Annotated in this window: 19 protein-coding genes and 1 riboswitch; of the genes, 4 read left to right on the forward strand and 15 right to left on the reverse strand. The window is 48.2% G+C overall.

Annotated elements, in window-relative coordinates; genetic code table 11:
- The first annotated feature begins 328 nt into the window (after window positions 1-328).
- A complete protein-coding gene (locus tag HPY31_RS04820; RefSeq protein ID WP_172139003.1) occupies window positions 329-1,486 on the forward strand; it encodes an iron-containing alcohol dehydrogenase in 1,158 nt (385 codons plus the stop codon).
- Window positions 1,487-1,529: 43 nt separating this feature from the next.
- Here the strand turns inward: HPY31_RS04820 and HPY31_RS04825 are convergent, their stop codons facing one another.
- Window positions 1,530-2,618: a GerAB/ArcD/ProY family transporter gene (locus HPY31_RS04825; protein ID WP_172139005.1), complete on the reverse strand. Its 1,089-nt coding sequence runs from the start codon at window positions 2,616-2,618 to the stop codon at window positions 1,530-1,532.
- A gap of 132 nt (window positions 2,619-2,750) precedes the next feature.
- On the opposite strand from HPY31_RS04825, the gene HPY31_RS04830 reads away from it, so the two are divergent.
- Window positions 2,751-3,662 carry an acetamidase/formamidase family protein gene (locus HPY31_RS04830; RefSeq protein WP_172139007.1) on the forward strand — a complete coding sequence of 304 codons (912 nt, stop codon included), beginning with the start codon at window positions 2,751-2,753 and terminating at the stop codon, window positions 3,660-3,662.
- Between the two features lie 60 nt (window positions 3,663-3,722).
- On the opposite strand, the gene argH is transcribed toward HPY31_RS04830, so the two are convergent.
- Both argH and HPY31_RS04840 read right to left on the reverse strand, forming a co-directional pair.
- Window positions 3,723-5,168, reverse strand: a complete 1,446-nt coding sequence (argH, locus tag HPY31_RS04835) for an argininosuccinate lyase (RefSeq protein ID WP_172139009.1) — start codon at window positions 5,166-5,168, stop codon at window positions 3,723-3,725.
- Window positions 5,165-6,424, reverse strand: coding sequence for an argininosuccinate synthase (locus HPY31_RS04840; protein ID WP_047069728.1), 1,260 nt, complete (start codon window positions 6,422-6,424; stop codon window positions 5,165-5,167). The genes argH and HPY31_RS04840 overlap by 4 nt, the downstream gene beginning before the upstream one ends.
- Before the next feature lie 277 nt (window positions 6,425-6,701).
- Between HPY31_RS04840 and HPY31_RS04845 the strand changes: the two genes are divergently transcribed.
- The gene (locus HPY31_RS04845) at window positions 6,702-7,241 is read left to right on the forward strand and encodes a histidine phosphatase family protein (protein ID WP_172139011.1); all 540 of its coding nucleotides are present in this window, start codon (window positions 6,702-6,704) and stop codon (window positions 7,239-7,241) included.
- Window positions 7,242-7,269: 28 nt separating this feature from the next.
- Here the strand turns inward: HPY31_RS04845 and HPY31_RS04850 are convergent, their stop codons facing one another.
- The 10 genes from HPY31_RS04850 to HPY31_RS04895 all read right to left on the reverse strand — a co-directional run bounded on the left by HPY31_RS04850 (window position 7,270) and on the right by HPY31_RS04895 (window position 18,931).
- On the reverse strand, window positions 7,270-8,607 hold the full coding sequence (locus HPY31_RS04850; protein WP_172139013.1) for an HD-GYP domain-containing protein: 1,338 nt from the start codon (window positions 8,605-8,607) through the stop codon (window positions 7,270-7,272).
- Complete coding sequence (locus tag HPY31_RS04855; RefSeq protein ID WP_172139015.1) at window positions 8,591-9,142, reverse strand: DUF5317 domain-containing protein; 552 nt, start codon at window positions 9,140-9,142, stop codon at window positions 8,591-8,593. Before HPY31_RS04855 ends, HPY31_RS04850 begins: the two co-directional genes overlap by 17 nt.
- Window positions 9,143-9,397: 255 nt before the next feature.
- A riboswitch (cyclic di-GMP riboswitch) is annotated at window positions 9,398-9,478 on the reverse strand.
- A gap of 95 nt (window positions 9,479-9,573) precedes the next feature.
- The gene (argF, locus tag HPY31_RS04860) at window positions 9,574-10,545 is read right to left on the reverse strand and encodes an ornithine carbamoyltransferase (protein WP_172139017.1); all 972 of its coding nucleotides are present in this window, start codon (window positions 10,543-10,545) and stop codon (window positions 9,574-9,576) included.
- Window positions 10,490-13,732 carry a carbamoyl-phosphate synthase (glutamine-hydrolyzing) large subunit gene (gene carB, locus HPY31_RS04865; protein ID WP_172139019.1) on the reverse strand — a complete coding sequence of 1,081 codons (3,243 nt, stop codon included), beginning with the start codon at window positions 13,730-13,732 and terminating at the stop codon, window positions 10,490-10,492. Before carB ends, argF begins: the two co-directional genes overlap by 56 nt.
- A complete protein-coding gene (locus HPY31_RS04870) occupies window positions 13,725-14,831 on the reverse strand; it encodes a carbamoyl phosphate synthase small subunit (RefSeq protein WP_172139021.1) in 1,107 nt (368 codons plus the stop codon). Before HPY31_RS04870 ends, carB begins: the two co-directional genes overlap by 8 nt.
- 148 nt (window positions 14,832-14,979) lie before the next feature.
- On the reverse strand, window positions 14,980-16,161 hold the full coding sequence (locus HPY31_RS04875; RefSeq protein ID WP_172139023.1) for an aspartate aminotransferase family protein: 1,182 nt from the start codon (window positions 16,159-16,161) through the stop codon (window positions 14,980-14,982).
- A gap of 19 nt (window positions 16,162-16,180) precedes the next feature.
- Window positions 16,181-16,978: an acetylglutamate kinase gene (argB, locus tag HPY31_RS04880; RefSeq protein WP_172139025.1), complete on the reverse strand. Its 798-nt coding sequence runs from the start codon at window positions 16,976-16,978 to the stop codon at window positions 16,181-16,183.
- Window positions 16,979-16,991: 13 nt separating this feature from the next.
- Window positions 16,992-18,032: an N-acetyl-gamma-glutamyl-phosphate reductase gene (gene argC / locus HPY31_RS04885; RefSeq protein ID WP_172139027.1), complete on the reverse strand. Its 1,041-nt coding sequence runs from the start codon at window positions 18,030-18,032 to the stop codon at window positions 16,992-16,994.
- A gap of 136 nt (window positions 18,033-18,168) precedes the next feature.
- A complete protein-coding gene (locus tag HPY31_RS04890; protein WP_172139029.1) occupies window positions 18,169-18,585 on the reverse strand; it encodes a c-type cytochrome in 417 nt (138 codons plus the stop codon).
- 76 nt (window positions 18,586-18,661) lie between these two features.
- Window positions 18,662-18,931 (reverse strand): YciI family protein, encoded by a 270-nt coding sequence (locus tag HPY31_RS04895; protein WP_015893531.1) that lies wholly within the window; start codon window positions 18,929-18,931, stop codon window positions 18,662-18,664.
- Window positions 18,932-19,073: 142 nt separating this feature from the next.
- On the opposite strand from HPY31_RS04895, the gene HPY31_RS04900 reads away from it, so the two are divergent.
- Window positions 19,074-20,510 (forward strand): PAS domain-containing sensor histidine kinase, encoded by a 1,437-nt coding sequence (locus HPY31_RS04900; RefSeq protein WP_172139031.1) that lies wholly within the window; start codon window positions 19,074-19,076, stop codon window positions 20,508-20,510.
- Here the strand turns inward: HPY31_RS04900 and prfB are convergent.
- Window positions 20,500-21,613 (reverse strand): peptide chain release factor 2 gene (gene prfB / locus HPY31_RS04905; RefSeq protein ID WP_015893533.1). Its coding sequence is split into 2 segments (ribosomal slippage): window positions 20,500-21,531 and window positions 21,533-21,613, totalling 1,113 coding nucleotides; the frame shifts between segments, so codons are not numbered across the junction. The genes HPY31_RS04900 and prfB overlap by 11 nt on opposite strands.
- Before the next feature lie 114 nt (window positions 21,614-21,727).
- Window positions 21,728-22,189, reverse strand: a complete 462-nt coding sequence (locus HPY31_RS04910) for a hypothetical protein (RefSeq protein WP_172139033.1) — start codon at window positions 22,187-22,189, stop codon at window positions 21,728-21,730.
- Window positions 22,190-22,201 lie beyond the last annotated feature (12 nt).

A 22,201-nucleotide genomic window follows, 5' to 3' on the forward strand; every position in this document is an offset into this window, starting at 1 on the left:
CATCCTACTTCGTCAGATCCTTGTCTATGTATCTTGATCCTGATTTTTTGTTAACGGTAAAATCGACAAAACCCCTCTACCCACTAGCAACCGCTGCCATACCTTGCTGAAAAACAGCGGGATTTCCCATCTTATCCATTATACCACCACGTTTCACGGATGGTATCCACTAAATCTCTCATTTCTTGTCGAAACAGCTTCGATTGTTAACAACTGTCACGAATTAGGGAGAAAATAAGATTGCACATTCCCGCCTAGCATCATGGAAAACAGTTGGCTACAATGATTGTGACAAGAGGTCATCAGAAAAAAGGAGCTGGTTATCAACGTGGAAAATTTTGTTTACCATAACCCGACACAGCTGATTTTTGGACGGGGTCAATTGGCCCAGCTCGAGGAAAAGGCAAGACTGCTAGGTCCCACCGTTCTTTTGGTATATGGTGGTGGCAGTATAAAGCGTACTGGTCTCTACGACAAAGTGATTTTTCTCCTCCAGTCTGCGGGCTGCCGCGTGCATGAGTTGCCCGGAGTGGAGCCAAATCCACGTCTGAGTACCGTGAACAAAGGAATTGAGTTATGCCGCCAAGAGGGGGTCAATTGGATCCTCGCGGTAGGTGGTGGTAGTGTAATCGACGCGGCCAAAGCAGTCGCGATTGGTGTGCCTTACGAGGGAGATGTTTGGGATTTTTATACGCGCAAAGCGGTCGCACAAGAGGCTCTGCCCCTCGGTACCGTACTGACACTTGCTGCTACTGGTTCTGAAATGAATCGGGGAAGTGTCATTACCAACTGGGAGACACAAGAAAAACATGGAGCTGGCACGACGTTTCCGGCGTTTTCGATTTTGGATCCTGAGCATACGTTTAGCGTACCTCGCGACCAAACGATCTACGGAATCAGCGACATTTTGTCTCATGTATTCGAGCAGTATTTCACGCATACAGCCGAAATTCCACTGCAAACACGTTTTGCCGAGTCGATCATGAAGACCGTCATCGAAAATGCAGAACGCGTCCTCACCAATCCGGAAGACTACGATGCCCGCGCCAACATCCTGTACTGCGGAACAATGGCATTGAACGGCACTCTCCCGGTTGGCGTCACAACAGACTGGGCAACCCACTCCATTGAGCATGCTGTCAGTGCTGTTTACGACATCCCGCACGGTGGCGGTCTGGCAATCATCTTCCCGAAATGGATGCGCTATGTGTACCGTGAAAACGTCGCTCGCTTCGTGCGCTTTGCAACAGAGGTATGGAATGTCGATCCTTCCGGCAAGACAGACGATGAGATCGCCTTGGAAGGGATCGCCGCTACGGAAGCTTTCTTTGCGCGTATCGGTGCCCCGACCCGATTGGCTGATTACGACATCACCGACGAGCACTTGCAGCTCATGGCCGAAAAAGCTACTCCGTTTGGACCGATCGGTCAGTTTAAAACATTGACGAGTGACGATGTGGCACAGATTCTTCGCATGTCTTTGTAAACACAAACAAACGCCGTATTCCAGAATGGGAGTACGGCGTTTGTTACCTTTTTTTCCGAATAACATTTCCGCATAACAGCACCAACGGTACACCGATGCTATAGGTAACATCATAGAATGGCCAGTACTTCGCAATGATGTCACCATAGACAACCATATTGGGCGAGAAAATCATAGACATTACCATGAGCAAAACGATGTACGGAAGGATGAGAACCCTGAAGTTGTCGATTCGAAAGACGTGACGGATGCCCAAATGGAAAAACAGGCAATACAATGTAATTTTGACGCTCACCGCGATAAACCAGATTACTGCGATAATCGCCTCTAGCCGCTGAATGAAATCCCCGAGCTTTAGCTGTTTGATGAGAACATAGGTTGGATAAAAATGCCGCGCAGTCTGTTCTGCCCCCAAAACAAGGATGCACATCAGCATGATGATGAACAACACAATGCCTCCAAGCAACGTCCCCAGAAAAAAAGATCTCATCCGTTTTTGGATGGGTGAGACAAAAGGAAGAACCGCCATAAAAATGACCAGCTCTGAAAAAGGAAAGGCGAATGCCGCAGTAGATCCCTGCAAAATAGGCTTCCACCCATTCTCAAATACAGGTTGAATTCTCGACATGTCCGCCTGTGGCAGCAGGGTAATCATGAGTAAACCAAAAAAGAAAAAGAACCAGACAAAATAGATTTCTGCCGATTCTGCGACTGTTTGCAGTCCCAAACTCACACCAAACATAATCACAATGACAAATAATAGCTGTATCGCGAATCTTGGAGTCGAGACTAATAGATGCGTGCCAACAAAGTCGCCGATTTCCATCACATGCGCCCCTGCTGAAAACACCGTATAGCAAATAAACGAGAGGGTAATGATCGTTCCTAATACTCTCCCAACGGTTTGATCAACGAAGGTAAAGAAGCTCTGATCCCGATAAAGCTTCCCCACAGCTATGAGTAAGACAATATTGAGCAGTCCCACCACAAGCCCGATCAGGACGGATATCCATGCATCCTGTTTAGCGAGTGCAGCCGTCATGCCAGGCAGGACGAGAACGGAATCCCCAATGGTAACAAGGGTAACGAGCATCAATAGTTGCCGGGGATTGATCTTGTAGCTCTCTTGCATGATTGCTCCCTGCTCTCTTTAGGCCTTCGATCCCTTTATACAATTATTTCCTCCATGAATCGGCGCTAAACACGTATGCATTTCATGCTATGATAAAGAAATATATGTAAAATGGATGGGAGGACTGCAACCATGTACAGAGTAAAAAAACAGGACGTAATTTATGCCATGTCTCCTGAAAATCGGCCGGTCTTGCAGGTAGAAGCAGGCAGTATCGTAACGTTTGAAACCTGCGATTGCTTCGAGGACCAAATCCAATCGGCTGACACGGTGTTTCAAGAGCTTGATTGGAATCGGATCAACCCTGCTTCCGGCCCTATTTATATAGAAGGAACAGAACCAGGCGATATTTTGGTTGTCCATATTCAGAAAATTGAGATTAAAAACCAGGGCGTAATGGTTACAGGGCCAGAACTGGGTGTAATGGGTTTCGATCTACAGGAAAATGTGATCAAAATGATTCCGATACAAGATGGAAAAGCTGTCTTGTCGGACAAGCTTCAGGTTCCGATCAGTCCCATGATTGGCGTAATTGGAACAGCTCCTGCCAAAGAAGCCATTTCATGCGGTACGCCAGGCGATCACGGCGGTAACATGGACTGCAAGCAAATGCGCGAAGGTACTACATTGCTTTTACCCGTAAATGTTCCCGGCGCATTGTTTGCCCTGGGTGACCTTCATGCTGCAATGGCTGACGGTGAAGTTGCTGTATGTGGTGTGGAAATCGCAGGGGAAGTAACCGTAAAGCTCGATGTGATAAAAGGAAAACAATGGCCGTTACCGATGGCAGTCAACCAAGAGCATTTGATCACAATTGCGTCAGAAAAAGAGCTGGACAAGGCTGCGGATCGAGCGGTCATCAACATGGTACAATTTCTACACGAAGAGCTCGGCGTAGAAAAGGCGGAAGCCACCTTCCTGCTCTCGGCTGCGGGAGATTTGCGCATCTGTCAGGTCGTAGATCCTTTAAAGACAGCCCGTATGGAGCTGCCTCTCGCGTACGCAACCGCAGTTGGCTTTGATTCGAAAATAGTCGGTAGATAAGGATAGAACGCAAAAAAACCCCAAGCCTATGGGGTTTTTCCTTTTTATACATGTACGTTTTTATGCAGGTGAACCAACATCGATCAGAGATTCAATCATGACCTTTTGGCTGTTTTTATCCACCCAAGCATGTGTATCTACTAGTTGCTTGCGGTACCAATCGATTTGGACTTCTACCTGATTACGAGCGGTCCCACCCAGCACGTTGCGCGCATTGACGACGGTCTCAACAGCTAGTGCTTCATACACATCTGCTCCAATAGCCTCTGAGAAGCTCTGGAATTCTTCCAAGGTCAGATCGAGAAGATATTTTTGCTGCTCGATGCAGTACAAAACGGTTCTCCCTACAACTTCATGCGCCTGACGGAACGGCATGTCTTTGCGAACCAAGTAATCTGCCAAATCTGTCGCATTGGAAAAGTCGTTGGTAACTGCTTGACGCATACGATCTGCTTTGACTTGCATCGTCTTAATCATCGGTGTGAGCAACGCTAGCGCACCATGAATGGTAGCTACCGTATCGAACATGCCTTCTTTATCTTCTTGCATGTCCTTGTTGTACGCCAGCGGCAAACCTTTCAATACGGTCAACAATCCAAAAAGATTGCCGTAAACACGCCCTGTTTTTCCGCGAACCAGCTCTGCCACATCAGGATTTTTCTTTTGCGGCATGATACTGGACCCCGTGCAAAAAGCATCGTCTAGCTCCACAAAAGAAAATTCCTGACTGCTCCAGATGACGAGCTCTTCGCACAGACGGGAAAGATGGGTCATGACCAAAGAAGCGTCCGCCAAAAATTCCACAATGAAATCACGATCACTCACTGCATCCATGCTATTTTGATAGATACCGTCAAATTGCAGCAATTCCGCTACAAATGTGCGGTCGATCGGGAATGTTGTACCTGCGAGAGCACCTGCTCCAAGCGGCAACACATTCACACGCTTCCACGTCTCGGTCATCCGTTCGATATCGCGTTGCAGCATGGACACATACGCCATTAGGTGATAACCAAACAATACCGGTTGCGCACGTTGCAAATGTGTATAGCCTGGCATGACGGTATCGAGATGCTGGCCTGCTTGTTCCAACAATGCCTCTTGCAAATACATCGCCAATTGGATAATCTCCATCAGCTTTTCTCTGAGGTACAAGTGCATATCCAACGCAACCTGATCATTACGGCTGCGTCCAGTGTGGAGTTTGCCCCCCACCGGACCGATCTCTTCAATCAGCATCTTTTCAATATTCATATGCACATCTTCGTGCGCAACGAGAAACTCCGCTTGCCCGCGCTCAATTTTCTCTTTTACTTTTTTCAAGCCAGCAATGATCTGTCTTACTTCCTCCATCGGCAGGATGCCGCACTTGCCCAACATGGCAACATGAGCCAGGCTTCCAACGATGTCCTGTCGCCACATTTTCTGGTCGAAAGAAATAGAAGCGGTATACTCTTCTACGAGTTGATTTGTCGGCTTCGTGAAGCGTCCTCCCCAGAGTTTCATTGCTTGATCGCATCCTTTTCATCCAAAATCTTAATGGCCGTGTTTTTATTCTCGTGCAGTACACCCTCGTTTACCTGTGCGTATACCTTTGTTGGCAGACCCCACAGCTTGATGAAACCGAGTGCTGCTTTGTGGTCGAATTGGTCACCTGCATTGTAAGTCGCCAGCTCATGGCTGTAGAGAGACGATGCAGAGGTACGGCCTACAACGATCGCATGTCCTTTGTGCAGCTTCACGCGTACGACACCCGTTACGTGTTTTTGCGTTTCTTCAATGAAGGCCTGGACAGCATTGCGAATTGGCGAATACCAAAGCCCCTCGTAGATCACTTGCGCCAGTTTTTGCTCGACAATCGGTTTGAATTGAGCGACCTCACGTGGTTGGGTCAAGAATTCCAGCTCACGGTGCGCCAAAATCAAAGTAGTCGCAGCCGGTGTCTCGTAAACTTCACGAGATTTGATGCCCACTAAACGGTTTTCCACATGGTCGATTCGGCCTACACCATGATTTCCAGCGATCTTGTTCAGCTTGAGGATCAGCTCAGCCAGTGGGAGCTCTTCGCCGTTCAATGCAGTTGGCTTCCCTTGCACGAAAGTGATTTCGATTTCTTCTGCTTCGTCTGGAGCATCCATGATTGACTTCGTCAGATCGTATGCACCTTCTGGAGGAGCTGCCCATGGATCCTCCAGAACACCGCACTCGCAGCTTCTGCCCCACAGGTTTTGGTCAATGCTGTATGGATTGTCCAGATCAATTGGGATCGGAATATTGTTCTTTTTCGCATATTCGATCTCTTCGTCACGCGTCCAGCCCCATTCACGAACCGGCGCCACGATTTTGATATCCGGGTTCAGCGCTGTAAAGGAAACATCGAAACGTACCTGGTCGTTTCCTTTTCCTGTGCAACCGTGTGCGACAGCTACCGCACCTTCTTTTTCCGCGATTTCAACCAGCACGCGCGAAATTAGGTAACGCGACAGTGCGGACACTAGCGGATATTTCCCTTCGTACATCGCGTTTGCCTTCAGAGCTGGCAACACGAATTCCTCCGCGAATGCATCTTTTGCATCCACTACGATCGATTTCAATGCCCCTACCTGCAATGCTTTTTTCTGTACGAAATCGAGGTCTTTCCCTTCCCCTACATCCAATGCAACTGCAATAACATCGTAGTTATACGTATCTTGCAGCCATTTAATTGCTACCGATGTATCTAAACCGCCTGAATAGGCCAACACAATTTTTTCTTTTGCCATCATTCTCTCTCCCCGTTTCGAAGTTTCTCTTATGCGAGTAATTATACAAACGAACTAATAAAAATACAACTATTTTTCTTGTGAATTTCTTGTTAATTCGCATTCAAAGACGAATACGCAATGAAAATATACACTTCTCGCATAAAGAGCGGCTTGTTTTTATGCACACTCATCATCTGTTTATGCATAAACGTTTTCGTGATCAAAAGGGGAATTTATCCAGGGTAGCGAATGAGTGAATGGAGGAATTCCATAGGAGAAATCTGTTGGAGGGAATATGAAAACAATTTATTTGGTACGTCATTGTCAGGCTGCTGGTCAAGAACCCGAAGCCTTGCTCACGGAAAAGGGAGAAGTACAAGCTCGGGAGCTTGCCACCTTCTTCGCTGGTTCCCCCATTGATCGAATCATTTCGAGTCCGTATCAACGGGCGGTTGCTACCATCCATCCACTTGCACAGGAACGCGGAATCGTGGTTGAAGAAGACACGCGCTTGGTCGAGCGTGTCCTTAGCGGAGTACCACGTGAGGATTGGTTCGAGCGACTCCGCGATACGTTCGATGACTTGACCCTTGAGCTCGAAGGAGGCGAATCCAGTCTTACTGCTATCCACCGGGCAAATTCGCTGCTCACTGAGATTTTGGCAGACGTGCATAAAAACATCGTGCTTGTTAGTCACGGATGCCTGCTGGCCTTGCTCATCAAATCAATAGATAATCGCTTTGGCTTTCACGATTGGGAGAAATTAAGCAATCCAGATGTCTTCAAGCTTACCTGCCATTTAGAAACCAGAGAACTCATCCGCATATGGTCGTAAACGAATAAAAACAGTTACAAGGGGCAGCTCATCTGATTGCCTCCTGTAACTGTTTTTGTGGGATGGACTCTATTCCGATAATGCTCTGCAACTCTTCGCACGGCAGTCGCTGAACGATTCCGATAAAATGCTCCGCCAATATCGGATCAAATTGGGTACCGGAGCCCCTTTTGATTTCTTGAAGCGCTTCCTCCACAGGCAAGCCCTTTCGATAAGGCCTGTCCGCAACCATCGCATCGAAAGCGTCTGAAATCGCCAAAATTCTCGCCATCAGCGGAATTTCATCCCCGGCTAAACCATCTGGATATCCTCTTCCATCTATACGCTCATGATGCGAGCGGATCGCGGGAAGCAATTCATTGAACATCCCTGCTTGCAAAATGATTTCGTAACCAATGACCGTGTGTTGCTTGATCTTGTCGTACTCTTCTGGAGTGAGCTTTCCTTTTTTATTGAGAATTTCGTCTTCGATGCCAATTTTTCCAATGTCGTGCAGGATTCCCCCGATATAAACATCCTCCACTTTTCGTTCGGTCAAACCAATATCTCTCGCAATTTCTCTTCCCCAGTAAGCTACACGCTGAGAATGTCCACTTGTGTATCGATCTCGTGCGTCAATGGAAGCAGCCATCGTCGTTAAGAAGTTGTGATTGAATGATTTGACCTCTTCCACTTTTTGTTGAAGCCTTTGAAGATTGTCATAGTAATGATGAAAAACGTAGCTGATCGTAATAAACGCAATCATCATAGGAATTAGTGTTAACGAACCATATAACTCTACTAATCGTGAACCTACACCGGCAAGAATTAAAAGCAACAAGTAAGTCGAGGTAAAGCCTTTTGCCATCATCTTTACGGTTCGCGCCCAGGTCATTTGATGAAAATAGGAGATACCCAATCCACATAAAGTCAAGTTCACAAACCAATACACAACAGCCAAAAACAAATCGCTAATAATGGGAGAAACAGTTCCAAAGCCCTCGATCCAATCCTTCAAAAACGCTACTGTCCATATAGTCATTAACAATTGCCCAATGTTAATAATAGCTTTTAGCGGATTAAACCTTACCAGAAAAGCAATGATTAAAGATTCAATAACAGCAGCCCATACTCCGACCCAGACTCCGTACAACAAGATACCCGAAAAGATGACAGCATTGTTCACTGTTAAAATCGTATTAGATATACGCACGGGAGCAAAACAGGAAAAAATGGTCAGGAGGGTATAGGTAGATATTACTCCCCAATGCTCACGAGCAGCCCATTCAGATGAAGATGTGTAAAAAATATAGATTGCTGCAATGACAAATCCAACCTGGACAACAATCCCTTTTATCCAAACCGCAAAATCAGTTTTTTGTCGCATAACTTTTACCTTCGCGAAGTTGTAGTAATGAAATCGGTTTATTCATCAATCGCTGAACAAGTAAAAAGGCACCTAACATAATAAAAATATCGCCGATGCTAATAATCCGAGGAATGAAAGATGGCATGTAAATGACATCCGTCAAAAACGGAAAATTTGAACTTTCCGTCAATACACTATGCTTGAAATTCGTTCCATTTATAACTGGCTCTAAATCATAAGGAAGCTTTGCTGCTTGAACTAAATCGATTGGCATTTTCCCATTGTTAGACCAAATTGCAATCGCATTCAGAAACCAGCCGATTAAAAAAATCCGCATATCTTCAAATTCTCGATTAAAAACGAGGAAGGCCAAAATAAACACATACGCGATCGATATAAAAATGCCACCGATCGTAGGGAAGAAGGCTGCACAAGCCTGCAGCAATATGGTAACGATAAGAAGTTTCATTTGGTTGAACTTAGGTAATTCTTTGATTCTTCCCCCTCGCAGCAATGCTACGAGAAAAGATAGGGCAATTACATCCAATAGCATGTTGTTTCCTCCAAGCTTGAAGAAAAAACACCACTCAGCCAAGCGGTGTTTGTTTCTCCGATACGCTTATTTATCCAATATGGAAGTTTGCAGAAGTAGCTGCTACGATTGCTACCACCATCATAATTGCCGCGAACCATTTTTTCATTTTCTTTTCCCCCCTTTAGGCATAGTGGAGAAAGCTGGCTTCGCTACTGTCCGTGATGCAGAGGCCAAGCGACCAAGTACAGCCCCTGCTCCCCTTTCCTTTTCCATTAAGAAAAAGGTTGGATTCGCTACTGGCTCCATACGGACCAAGCGACCAGATACAGTCCGTACTTCTTCGCTTCTTTCCTACCTTTATTTTACACATAAGTGACAAAATTCGGCAATCATAGATTCATAGTCTATTCGATTTAATTGCAGATAGTTCTATTTAACTAGAACTATGTTCACACCAGCGCCGCCAAGATCGCTTTTTGTGCGTGCAATCTATTTTCAGCCTGATCAAAAATGACAGAGCGCGATCCGTCGATGACCCCGGTTGTCACTTCCTCCCCACGATGTGCTGGCAAGCAGTGCAAGAAGAGATAATCACGGTCTGCCGCTGCTACCAATTTTTCGTTTACTTGATAGTCGGCAAATGCTTTCAATCGCACCTCATTTTCTTCTTCAAAACCCATACTAGTCCAAACGTCCGTGTATACAGCATCTGCCCCCATGACAGCCTCTATCGGATCAGTGGTCACCATCATTTTTCCACCGCTTTGTTTCGCGTACCCTGTAGCTTTTGCAACAATGTTTGTATCCATCTCGTAGCCGACCGGAGTCGCCACCCGCACATCAAGACCTAGCAGAGCTGCGCCCAGCACCAGTGAGTTCGCCACGTTATTGCCGTCTCCTACATAGGCGAGCTTGATTCCTTTCAGCTTGCCTTTATGCTCCCAGATCGTCAGCAGATCAGCCAAAGCCTGACAAGGATGGTACAGATCGGTCAAGCCATTGATAATCGGGATCGACGCGTGCTCGGCAAGCTCTTCTACATAGGAGTGGGAAAAGGTGCGAATCATGATGGCATCCACGTACCGAGAGAGAACTTTTGCTGTGTCACTGATCGGCTCCCCGCGTCCGAGCTGTAACTCTTTTCCGCTCATGAACATCCCCAGGCCGCCCAACTGGTGCATCCCTACTTCAAAGGAGACGCGCGTGCGGGTCGATGCCTTGTCAAAGATCATGCCCAACGTCTTGCCTTGCAAAGGCTGGAATGGCTGACCCAGCTTTTGCAATTGCTTGACGTGAGCAGACAGATGGAGCAGCTCCATCAATTCTTCCCCGTTGAATTCATCGACGCGCAGGAAGTCCTTTCCTTTATGCTTTTGTAACGGCAAGTTTTGAAAGTGTTCCAATATCTTCACTGGCTGCATGCGAGCCACCTCTTTTCTTCAAAATAGACTTCACGTATAACTCGAACGTATCGACAGCGGAGAACAATGGCACACCTTGTTGTACCATCCTGCTTCGCAGGGCAAATCCTGTCCGGCCCTGACGATTGCCTTTCGTCGCAGTAACGAGAGCAAAGGCCGCTTCTTCCTTTTGCAACAGCTCGATCCACGCCGCTTCATCTGCCACGATATGCTTCACGACAATTTCTTTGGCTGTCAGCCACTCGGCCGTTCCCGGAGTCGCCGCCAGTTCCGCTCCGTCAGCGTGGAGTCTTCCCAGCAGCTCTCTTACTGCTTCCTGCTTATCTCCATCTGCCAGAGAAATCATGACCAACTGACCTTTTTGCCAGTCGCCGTACAAATTGTCCTTGAAAGCAAAGGCTTTGCCTGCTGCCTCTTCGAAAGAATGCCCCAAGCCGAGAACTTCGCCCGTCGATTTCATCTCTGGACCAAGTACCGGGTCTACACCGTTCAGCTTGATCGTGGAGAAAACTGGTGCCTTGACGACTGCAAACGGAATCTCTGGCAAAAGCCCTGTACCGTAGCCCATCTCCGACAGCTTTTCACCCAATTGTGCGCGAACTGCCAGTTGAACCATCGGGATGCCCGTCACTTTGCTTGTAATCGGTACGGTCCGTGATGCCCGAGGATTTACCTCTAGTACATAAACTGTTTCGCCATCAATGACGAACTGGATATTGATTAACCCGACCGCTTCCATTTCCTTCGCGATTGCTTCTGTATAGCTCGCGATTTTGTGCTTGATGTCATCCGTCAAATGAGGAGCCGGGAACAAGGCTACACTGTCGCCTGAGTGGATGCCCGCTCTCTCCACATGCTGGAAAATCCCCGGGATGATAACAGATTGTCCGTCGCATACCGCGTCTACTTCTGCTTCCTTGCCTGGAACGTATTTATCCACGAGGAGCGGGAAAAACATGCTCATTTCCGGATGGTTCAACCAGTCGTGAAGGGTAGCTTGCAGCTCGTCGATATTGTGGACAACTACCATACCTTGCCCGCCGATGACGTACGAAGGTCGCATCAAAACAGGGAAGCCGATCTCCTCCGCTATCGCGGTTGCATCCTCCAAGGACGATACTCCTTTACCGGGGATATGCGGAATGTCCAGCTTGCGCAGCATGGCGTAGAACAGCTCGCGGTCCTCCGCGCGTTCGATGGCGGTAAGCGACGTACCCATTACTTTCAGCCCCGCGTTCTCCAGCTTGGCTGCCAAATTGATCGCGGTTTGACCACCGAATTGAACCATGACGCCCTCAACCTGTTCGCGTTCTGCGATATGCAGCACGTCTTCAACGTGAAGCGGTTCAAAATATAGATGGTCGGCAGTTTCATAGTCAGTACTGACCGTCTCTGGGTTGTTGTTCACAACGACTGCCGCAATACCGCTTGCCTGAAGTGCTTTGGCTGCATGCACAGAGCAGTAGTCAAATTCGATTCCCTGACCAATGCGTATAGGACCAGAGCCAAGTACCAGTACTTTGCGGCCAGACAGTGACTCGACCTCATCTATTCCTTGCCAATCGGAATAGTAGTAAGGGGTTTGGGCATCAAATTCTGCTGCACAAGTGTCCACAATTTTATAAGTAGGCGTAATGCCTGATTCTTGACGAAGTGATTTGATTTCGGCAGGTGTAGCACCAACCAGTGTAGCGATGGTTTCATCGGCAAACCCGCGACGTTTTGCTTCCAACAGCAGCTCTGGGGTTATTGTTTTGCTGTCGTGACAAGACAGCTCTACTTCCAAGTCCACGATTTTACGCAAGCTCCGCAAGAAAAACGGATCGACACCAGTCAGATTGTGCAGCTCACTTTCTGTAAAGCCTTTGCGAATCGCCTCGGCAAAAACAAACAGTCTGATATCCGTCGCGTCCTGCAAGGATTGGGCAAGCTCCTCACGCGTCCATGATGCCAGCTCTGGTCGAGTCAAATGTGTGCACCCCTGTTCCAGAGAACGAACTGCCTTCAAAAGTCCTGCTTCCAGATTGCGGGCGATCGACATGACCTCGCCAGTCGCTTTCATTTGCGTCCCCAGCTTGCGGTCTGCCAGTGGAAATTTGTCAAACGGGAAGCGCGGGATTTTGACAACGATGTAGTCCAACGCTGGTTCAAAGCTAGCGTACGTGTAGCCCGTGATTGGATTGAGTACCTCATCCAGCCCGTAGCCCAATGCGAGCTTGGCTGCGATCCGCGCGATTGGATAGCCTGTTGCTTTGGACGCCAACGCACTGGAACGACTGACACGAGGATTTACTTCGATCAGCACATACCGATCAGAATGCGGATCGAGCGCAAATTGAATATTGCAACCGCCAACTACCCCAAGCGAACGAATCACTTTCGTTGATACGCTGCGCAGCATTTGGTACTGACGATCTGTCAGCGTCTGCGAAGGCGCAACGACAATACTGTCTCCTGTATGAATACCTACCGGGTCCAAATTTTCCATATTGCACACGATTATGCAGGTATCGTTTGCGTCCCGCATTACCTCGTATTCGATTTCTTTCCAGCCTTTTACGCTGCGCTCAATCAGTACCTGACCGATTGGGCTAGCTGCAATCCCGCCGGCTGCAACCTTTCGCAAGGACGTTTCATCCCCCGCGATCCCGCCACCTGCTCCTCCGAGTGTATAAGCAGGACGGACAATTACTGGATAGCCGATAGCGTTCGCAAACTCGATTGCTGCCTCTACAGATTCGACTGTATCGCTCTCTGGAACAGGCTCTCCGATTTGTTGCATCAATTGCTTGAACAGCTCACGGTCTTCCCCGTTTTGAATGGCAGCCAGCGGCGTACCCAGCAGCTCCACGCTATACTTTTCCAGCACGCCCGCTTCTGCCAGCGAAACAGCAAGATTAAGTCCCGTTTGGCCGCCTAACGTAGGCAAGAGACCATCGGGACGCTCTTTTGCGATAATAGCTGTCACGGATTCCACCGTGAGCGGCTCCAGATATACTTTGTCCGCTACTTGTTCATCTGTCATGATCGTTGCCGGATTGTTATTCACCAGCACGACCTGCACGCCAGCTTCTTTTAGGGAAAGGCAAGCCTGTGCACCTGCATAATCAAACTCCGCTGCCTGCCCAATGACGATCGGGCCAGAACCGATGACCAATACTTTATGAATGTGTGGCAATTTAGGCATATCTCTTCGCTCCTACTACGCGCATCGACTGCAAGAATTGGTGGAAAATGTGGGATGTATCACTCGGACCCGGATGTGCCTCCGGATGAAACTGCACACTGAAAACAGGCAAACTGATGTGACGCAATCCTTCGACTGAACCGTCATTGACATTGCGGTAAGAAACCGTTAGCTGACGTTTATCCAGAGACTCTTCCTTGACCACGTACCCGTGATTTTGTGAACTCATATATACTTTGCCAGTCATCAGATCCTTGACCGGATGGTTGCTACCGCGGTGACCGTATGCGAGCTTCTCTGTCTTTCCGCCGTACATTAGCGCCAATACCTGATGCCCCAAACAAATACCCAATGTCGGGTACTGCTCCACAGCTTTGCGCCATTCGCTGCAATACGCAAGCAAGTGCTCCGGATCGCCAGGCCCATTGGAAAACAACAAGCCGTCTGGTGCGAGAGCATTGAGTTGAGCAAAACTCGTATCAAAAGGAACGACCGTAACACGGCAGCCTTGCTGGAGAAGGGCATCCAAAATCGATTGCTTCATGCCGAGGTCAATCAAGACGACATGCTCCCCTGTTCCGGGATAACGCTCCACCTGTTGTCTGGATACGTTAGCAACTAATGATTTCTTGGCGTGCTTGTAGCGCAGGGACACCACTTCCTCTACCTGCATAGGCTGATCGGAAATGACACCAAATACGGTACCGTCTTGACGGACGCGCTTGGTAATCGTTCGCGTATCAATCCCCGCAAGGATCGGGAATCCAAATGCTTCTGCGGCTTGGGCCAAAGTCATGTTGGATTCGTAATGGCTTGGCTCCGTGCATAGCTCGCTGACAATCATCCCTGTCAACGCTGGCTTGGCTGCCTCATAATCCTTTTTGTTGATCCCGTAGTTTCCGATCAAGGGATACGTGAAGGTAACGATTTGCCCTGCAAAGGAAGGGTCCGTCATCACCTCTTGGTATCCCGTCATTCCTGTATGAAAAACCACTTCTCCGAATCCGTTAATGGGTGCGCCATACAGCTTTCCTGTAAAAACCTCGCCGCTCTCCAGCGTTAAATACCCTGTTCCTAACGATTGTTTCTCTCTATCCATCTATGAAGCCACTCCTCTCCAATGGGCGCCGGCCTGATCGCTCTTACCGAAAATTTATGCAACCTTTTGTATTAATATACATTCGAGATTATAAAAATGCAACGAGTTTTTTGACCACTTCCACTCGTTGCATTCTTTGCTTTTTCATCTAAACCTGCGATAGTGCCTCGCTTAATACAGTAATGGCCTGCTTTACTTCCTCGTCGGTGGTTACAAACGAAGGCAAGAGTCTCACTACTTGTGGGCCAGCCATCAGCAGAATGACTCCTTTTTCCCGTGCATACGCAACCGGCTCACCAGCAGGAATCGTTAGCTCCACACCGAGAAGCAGCCCTTTTCCCCGAACCGTAACCACTTTGTCTGGATGCTCTGCCTTGAGCTTCTCCAGCTCTTTGATCAAGACGTCATGGATATGAGCTACCCGCTCCAAGATCTGCTCCTCTTCCATCGTCGTAAGCGTTGCGATCCCAGCAGTTGCTGCCAATGGATTCCCACCAAAAGTGGTACCATGCGTACCCGGGGCAAACGCTTCTGCTACTTCCTTGGTTGCGACGACCGCTCCAATCGGGAAGCCACTTCCTAAGCCTTTTGCCAATGAAATCGCATCAGGCTTCACATCATAATGCTGGAAGGCAAACCACGTACCCGTGCGACCAATCCCAGTCTGTATCTCATCGATTAACAGGAGCAATCCGTGCGCATCGCACAATTCGCGCAGTGCCTTCACCCACGCCTCTTCTGCCGGATGCACGCCGCCTTCTCCCTGAACCAGCTCCAGCATGATCGCGCATGTCTTGTCTGTAATGGCTGACTTGACCGCATCAAGGTCGTTGTAAGGAACGGTGACAAAACCTTGCGGCAGTGGTGCGAAGCCGTCCTTCACCTTTTCCTGCCCAGTAGCCGTCAGGGTAGCCAATGTCCGCCCATGAAAAGACTGTTCAAAGCTGATGATTTCGTAACGATCGGTCCCTTTTATTTTTTGTGCATAGCGGCGAGCGAGCTTGATCAAGCCCTCATTCGCCTCTGCTCCACTGTTGCAGAAAAAAGCCTGATCCAGTCCAGACAGACGACTCAGCTTTTCCGCCAAAATCTCTTGCTGAGGAACATGAACCAGATTTGAGCAATGCCACAACGTATCGAGCTGCTCGTGCAGCTTTGCCGTTACTTTTGGTGGGACATGTCCTAACGAGGTCACGGCAATTCCCGAGGTAAAATCGAGATATTGCCTACCTTGATCATCCCACACCTGGTTTCCTTGTCCTTTTACCAAACTGATTGGCCATCTCGCATAGTTATTCATGAGATGCACAGGCGTTGTTGTTGTATGCATATTCATTTCCCTCCTCATCCTAAACGTAATTGACATTCATACGGACTGTTGTCCCAACTGCCTGCCCCGCACAAACACCGAGCAGATCTTCAGCGGTTCCCCGGCAGATGACAACCTGCTTCACGCCTTGTCCGAGAGCGTCGAGAGCTGCCTGAACCTTCGGAATCATTCCGCCAGTAATAATTTCTTCCCGAATCATTTCCTGTATCTCTTCTGCACTTGTGGCTGACACTACTGCCTTGGTTCCGTCTGGCTGCGGCTGCATAATGCCCGGAACGTCTGTCACCATGATCAGTTTTTCGGCGCTAAGTGCTGATGCAATCGCCCCTGCGGCTACATCCGCATTGACATTAAATGTCTCTGTGCCATCTTCGCTAACGGAAAGGGGAGCAATCACCGGGACGTAGCCCTGCTCAAGAATCGCTTTCGGAATAGTCGTATCCGCCTTCTTGATTTCTCCTACCCACCCGAGTGGCTTTGGCGTTTTTGTTGCCAAAAGGGTCTGACCATCGATTCCGCTAACTCCCCAAGCCTTGGCTCCTGCCTGCGTCAGTCTTTTTACCAGCGCCTTGTTGATACTGCCGCATAAGACCATCTCTACAACACGCAGCGTGTCCTCGCAGGTAACACGCTGCCCATCGACAAATTGCGGAGTGATCTGAACTCGATCGAGCATACTGTTAATGGCAGGTCCGCCCCCATGGACGATGACGATCTCTAGTCCTTGCTCCTGCAGTTCAGCAATCGCCTGAAAGAAGGAGTCAGGCAATTGATCCATGGTGCTTCCGCCACATTTGATCACGACAATTCCTTGCATCTGCTCTCCTCCTCTACGGGTACACAGGTACGAGCGGCAAGCCCGTTTTCTCAGGCAAATCAAACATGACATTCATGTTTTGTACAGCTTGACCGGCTGCGCCCTTCATCATGTTATCGATTACCGACAGCAAGATAACACGCTTCGTGCGCTGATCAACATGGATGGCGATATCGCAGTAATTGGAGCCATAAACTTCTTTCGTATGTGGGTGACTGCCTGCGGGACGTACACGCACAAAAGGCTTATCCGCATAAGTAGCTTCATATAGCTCCTGGATTTGCGCTTGAGTGACATCAGCCGTTAGCTGTCCGTAAGCCGTGACTAAAATCCCGCGGGTCATCGGCACCAGATGCGGCGTAAATTGAACAAGCGTCTCTTCCCCGCTCTGTTTTTGCAGCTCCTGTTCAATCTCTGGTGTATGCTGATGACTTGCAACTTTATAAGCATGAATACTTTCGTTAATTTCGCTGTAATGAACACCTAGCGATACTCCACGTCCAGCACCGGACACACCTGATTTGGCATCGACGATCCAACTGTTCGACTGTACCCAGCCTGTCTTCATCAGCGGAAGCAAGGCGAGGAGCGTAGCAGTGGGATAGCAGCCAGGATTCGCGATGAGACTGGCACCCGCCACTTGCTCTTGATTCCACTCGGTTAAACCGTAAACCGCTTTTTCTATCCATTGGGACGGGGCTGGCTCATGTTTGTACCAGGTTTTGTAGACCGCACCGTTTACCAGACGAAAATCCCCGGATAAATCAATAACCTTCACGCCTTTTTCGACCACCTTAGGGGACAACGTGCTACTAACCCCCGCAGGTGTAGCAAGGAAGATCAAATCGTTCACACCGCTCATGCTGTCTGCATCAATTGGTGACAATGTGGGCAACCCGAGCCCAGTTGCATGTGGAAACGATTTTTCCAAGCCATCTCCTTCAGATGAACTTGAATATAAATTGGCAATCTCAACATGCGAATGCCCAGCCAAAAGGCGGATCAACTCCGCGCCACCATACCCCGTTGCTCCAACAATCCCGACCCGAACCATGCTCTCTCCCCTTTATTCCCATCTGTATTTTTATACAAGAATAATAATAAAAATCCATATAGAATACAACAGAAAAAACTTTATTATGTCCAAGAAAAAAGCGCCCGATTGCTCGAGCGCTGGTTTGTTGCCCTGTTTACTTTTTGTCCGCTAACCATGCAGCGATGTTTTCTGCATCTTTTCCTTTGACGAGACCCGGAGGCATTGCTCCTTTTCCTTTTTCCAAAATGGACAGGATCTGTTCCTTGTTCAACTCGCTACCGATCTTTTGCAAGTTCGGTCCAACTGCCCCTTCCAACGTCTGTCCGTGGCAGCCTGAACAAGTATTTTTGAACGTGGATTCTGCAGTTGCTGCATCATAGCTGCCGGATGGAGTCGTCGAAGGTGTTTCTGTTGCTGGTGTTTCTGTCGCTGGTTTTTCACCTGCCGGCGTTTCAGTCGCAGGTTGTTGTGCTGGTTGTTGTGCTGGCGGCTGTGTTTGCTTGCTGGTACCACAGGCACTTAGCGAGAATGCGAGTACAGCCGCTGTCAAAACGAGTGGAATACGTTTCAAGGCTGTTCCCTCCTTTATTCGGATTTCTTCGCTAAGTATGCCTCCAACTACCACTTCTCATTCTTACTACAGTCATTTAGGACAAAGGAAATTCCAATGGACTCCATTCACGTAACTCCAACGTCCGCGCGCCTTCCACGACAACTGGATCAGCCTCAGCTAATTTGCGGGCTTCTTCCAGAGAATCCGCTTTGTAAATGACCAATCCGCCAAGCTTATCTGTAAAGGGTCCTGCCATGACCACTTTTCCCTGCTTGTACAAATCATTGATATACGAAAGATGCGCAGGTCTTACTTGAGCATTCAACTCTTGATTCACGATTGGCAAAAATGCGACATACAACATGACGGTTTCTCTCCTTTTTCATGACCTTGCTCTTTTCAGAAGTATAACATAATTATGAATACGGACTTTGGTCTAGTAGGATTTTTCCTTTCTACAGCGAACGATTCAAGGGTAGCAAGTAGCAACAGAGAGGCGGATAGGTATGGACACGCAGATACAGTTATATACATCTCTCTTCCACAACAATCCTGACGCTGTTTTCATGTTCGACATGGAGGGCAGATTCACAGGCGTAAATGCTGCAGGTGAAGCATTGGTAGGATTCACCTCTCAAGAATTGCTGCGTATGCAAATTTGGGAAATTCTCGCTTCTACTGAGGGGCTCGATAGTAAGAACCAACAACAAATCCTCTCCACTGGAATCAGAAAAAATAAGCATTATCAGTTGCTCCATAAAAACGGGCAGGTTGTGGATATTATCGCTTCCAGCTTTCCCATTTTTCAAAACGGCGAAATCATCAGCCGTTATTCCATTGCCAGAGACATCACGCAGCAAAAGAAGATGGAAGAGGCTCTTCACCAGATGCAAGAGAACTTTCGGTTAATATCCGAAAACATTATGGATTTGATCTTTATTGTAAATGTGGAGGGAATGATTACCTACGCATCCCCTTCTGTTCAGGCGGTAACTGGTCTCACGATTGATCAAGTGATCAACCAGCATTTTTCGATCTTGATTCATCCTGAGCAAGTAACCAACGCCAAGAGCGATTTTGCCCAAATGTTGAAGCAGAAGATCACACTCGACGCCGAGTACCATTACCTGCATCCAGACGGGAGAATGTTGCTGTTCGATGTGAAGGGAACTCCTGACATTTGTTCAAACGGTCATATTCTCAGCACGGTTTTTGTGGCACGTGATATTACAGAACGTCGGCAATCAGAGGAATTGCTTCGTTACTCTGACAAGCTGTCGGTTCTAGGAGAGCTTGCCGCGGGTATCGCCCATGAAATTCGCAATCCGCTTACGGCCTTGAAAGGGTTTATTCAACTCATGGAGGGGGACGAGTTCGCCAATCAGCAATACCTGCAAATTATGCGATCCGAAATTGACCGGATCACCTCGATTACCAGTGAGCTTTTGATAATGGCGAAGCCGCAAACGTTGCGATTTGCTCCCAACGGCCTTTTGCCATTGCTTTCGTCTGTCATTAAGCTTTTGGAACCGCAGGCACTTCTTAAAAATGTATCCATTCTTACTGATTTTCCGCAGGTCACGTCTCTCATATTGTGTGATGAATATCAAATCAAGCAAGTCTTCATAAACATCATAAAAAACGGCATGGAAGCCATGCCGTTAGGTGGAAATCTCACAATCAAGGTTGTAGAGCGCCCTTCTGATGTGATCATCCGAATCAGCGATCAAGGACAGGGCATCCCTGCCGAGCTACTTCCCCGATTAGGAGAGCTTTTTTATAGTACAAAAGAAACAGGAACTGGCCTGGGGCTAATGGTAAGCACAAAAATTATTCGCGATCACGGCGGTACCATCAACATCGCCAGCGATGTCGGCAAAGGAACCACCGTGTCGATCTCCATACCAAAAGCCTTGAAGCCAACTGTTTCGTTTAACGATTAATCTGCGCGCGCAGATAGGCATCGATAAACGAATCAATTTCACCATCCATGACTGCTTGAACGTTCCCTACCTCCATATTCGTCCGGTGATCTTTTACCAGACTGTATGGGTGGAAGACATAGGAACGAATTTGGCTGCCCCATGCAATATCTTTTTGTTCACCTTGAATCGCGGCCAACGTTTTCTCTTGTTCTTCCCGTTTCTTCTCAAACAGTCGTGCCGTCAGCATCTTCATCGCACGCTCTCGGTTTTTAATCTGGGAGCGTTCTGTTTGACACGTCACCACAATTCCAGAAGGCAAGTGAGTAATCCTTACCGCGGAGTCAGTCGTGTTGATATGCTGGCCGCCCGCCCCACTGGAACGATACGTATCGACTTTCAGGTCTTCAGTACGTATGTCTACCACGTTATCGTCTTCGATCTCCGGCAGGACGTTGCAAGACACAAACGATGTGTGACGACGTCCAGAGGCATCAAACGGAGATATCCGCACAAGACGATGAACCCCTTTTTCTGATTTGAGGTAGCCATACGCATTGTAGCCCTTAATGAGGAGAGTGACACTTTTTACACCGGCTTCATCGCCAGGCAAATAGTCCAATGTTTCGACCTTGAAGCCCTTCGCATCCCCCCAACGTGTATACATACGCAGAAGCATGGACGCCCAATCCTGGGACTCCGTACCACCCGCTCCCGGATGCAGCTCCAGAATGGCGTTGTTTTTGTCGTATTCATCACTCAAAAGCAATTCCAGCTCAAAGCTCTCAAATGACTTGCGTAGCTCCTGCGTACTGTCATACAGATCTGGAATGAGGGAGGAATCCCCTTCTTCGATGACGAGTTCCAACATTACCTGTAGATCCTCGTATTGGGAATCCAGCTTGGCCATCGTCTCCACGAGGCTTTTGATTGCATTCAGTTCACTGATTGTCTTCTGCGCTGCATCGTTGTCATCCCAAAAATCGGGTGCCAGCATGCGCTCTTCCAGTTCACCGATTCGTTCCTGTTTTACTGGGAGGTCAAAGAGACCCCCTGATATCCGCTAAACGCTTAGCCATGCTAGACATCTCTTGTTTGATGTCCGCAATATCGATTAATGCCATGTTGCGAATCACCTTCTCTTTACGTAAGCTATGTTTTATTGTAACGTAATTTGCCGGATGCGCAAATACGGCAGCTTGTCACGTTTAGAAAAGGGACTTCGCCGCTACCTTTTTTTACGTTACCACAGGTGGTGATGGCGAGGATCTCAGGTCTCGAATTTCATGTCGTTGTTTATTTTCCGCCTGTGGTGCAGCAACCATATTGAGATGGGTACGGCGAGCTTCACTTGCTTTTTGCTGGTATGCTTGCTTGATGATAGCTTGCCGCTTCCAGTTGTGTGTTTTTCGATAGGTTTTGGCTAGCGGACTTTCACGCGTTCGATCCACCATTCCACTCGGCGGTGCGATCAAGGCCTCATTCCAATTCGGCTCCGGAATTTCCTCCATCAGTCGCTTGTCCTCAAAGACCGGATCTTGCGCTGAGATGACTCTCGGTAATTCAATTCCCTCCTCCTTTTCAATGAGCTGTACTTTTTTATTTTCTTTTCCTGTCTTTAGGACTGCTTTTAAAGTAACGGAAATGCGCTCCATCGTATTCTTCGTTTGTATCCCCATCACGTTCACTGACGTTCTCATTTGTTCATTCCC

The sequence above is a fragment of the Brevibacillus sp. HB1.3 genome, from assembly GCF_013186635.1.
Taxonomy (GTDB): Bacteria; Bacillota; Bacilli; order Brevibacillales; family Brevibacillaceae; genus Brevibacillus; species Brevibacillus brevis_D.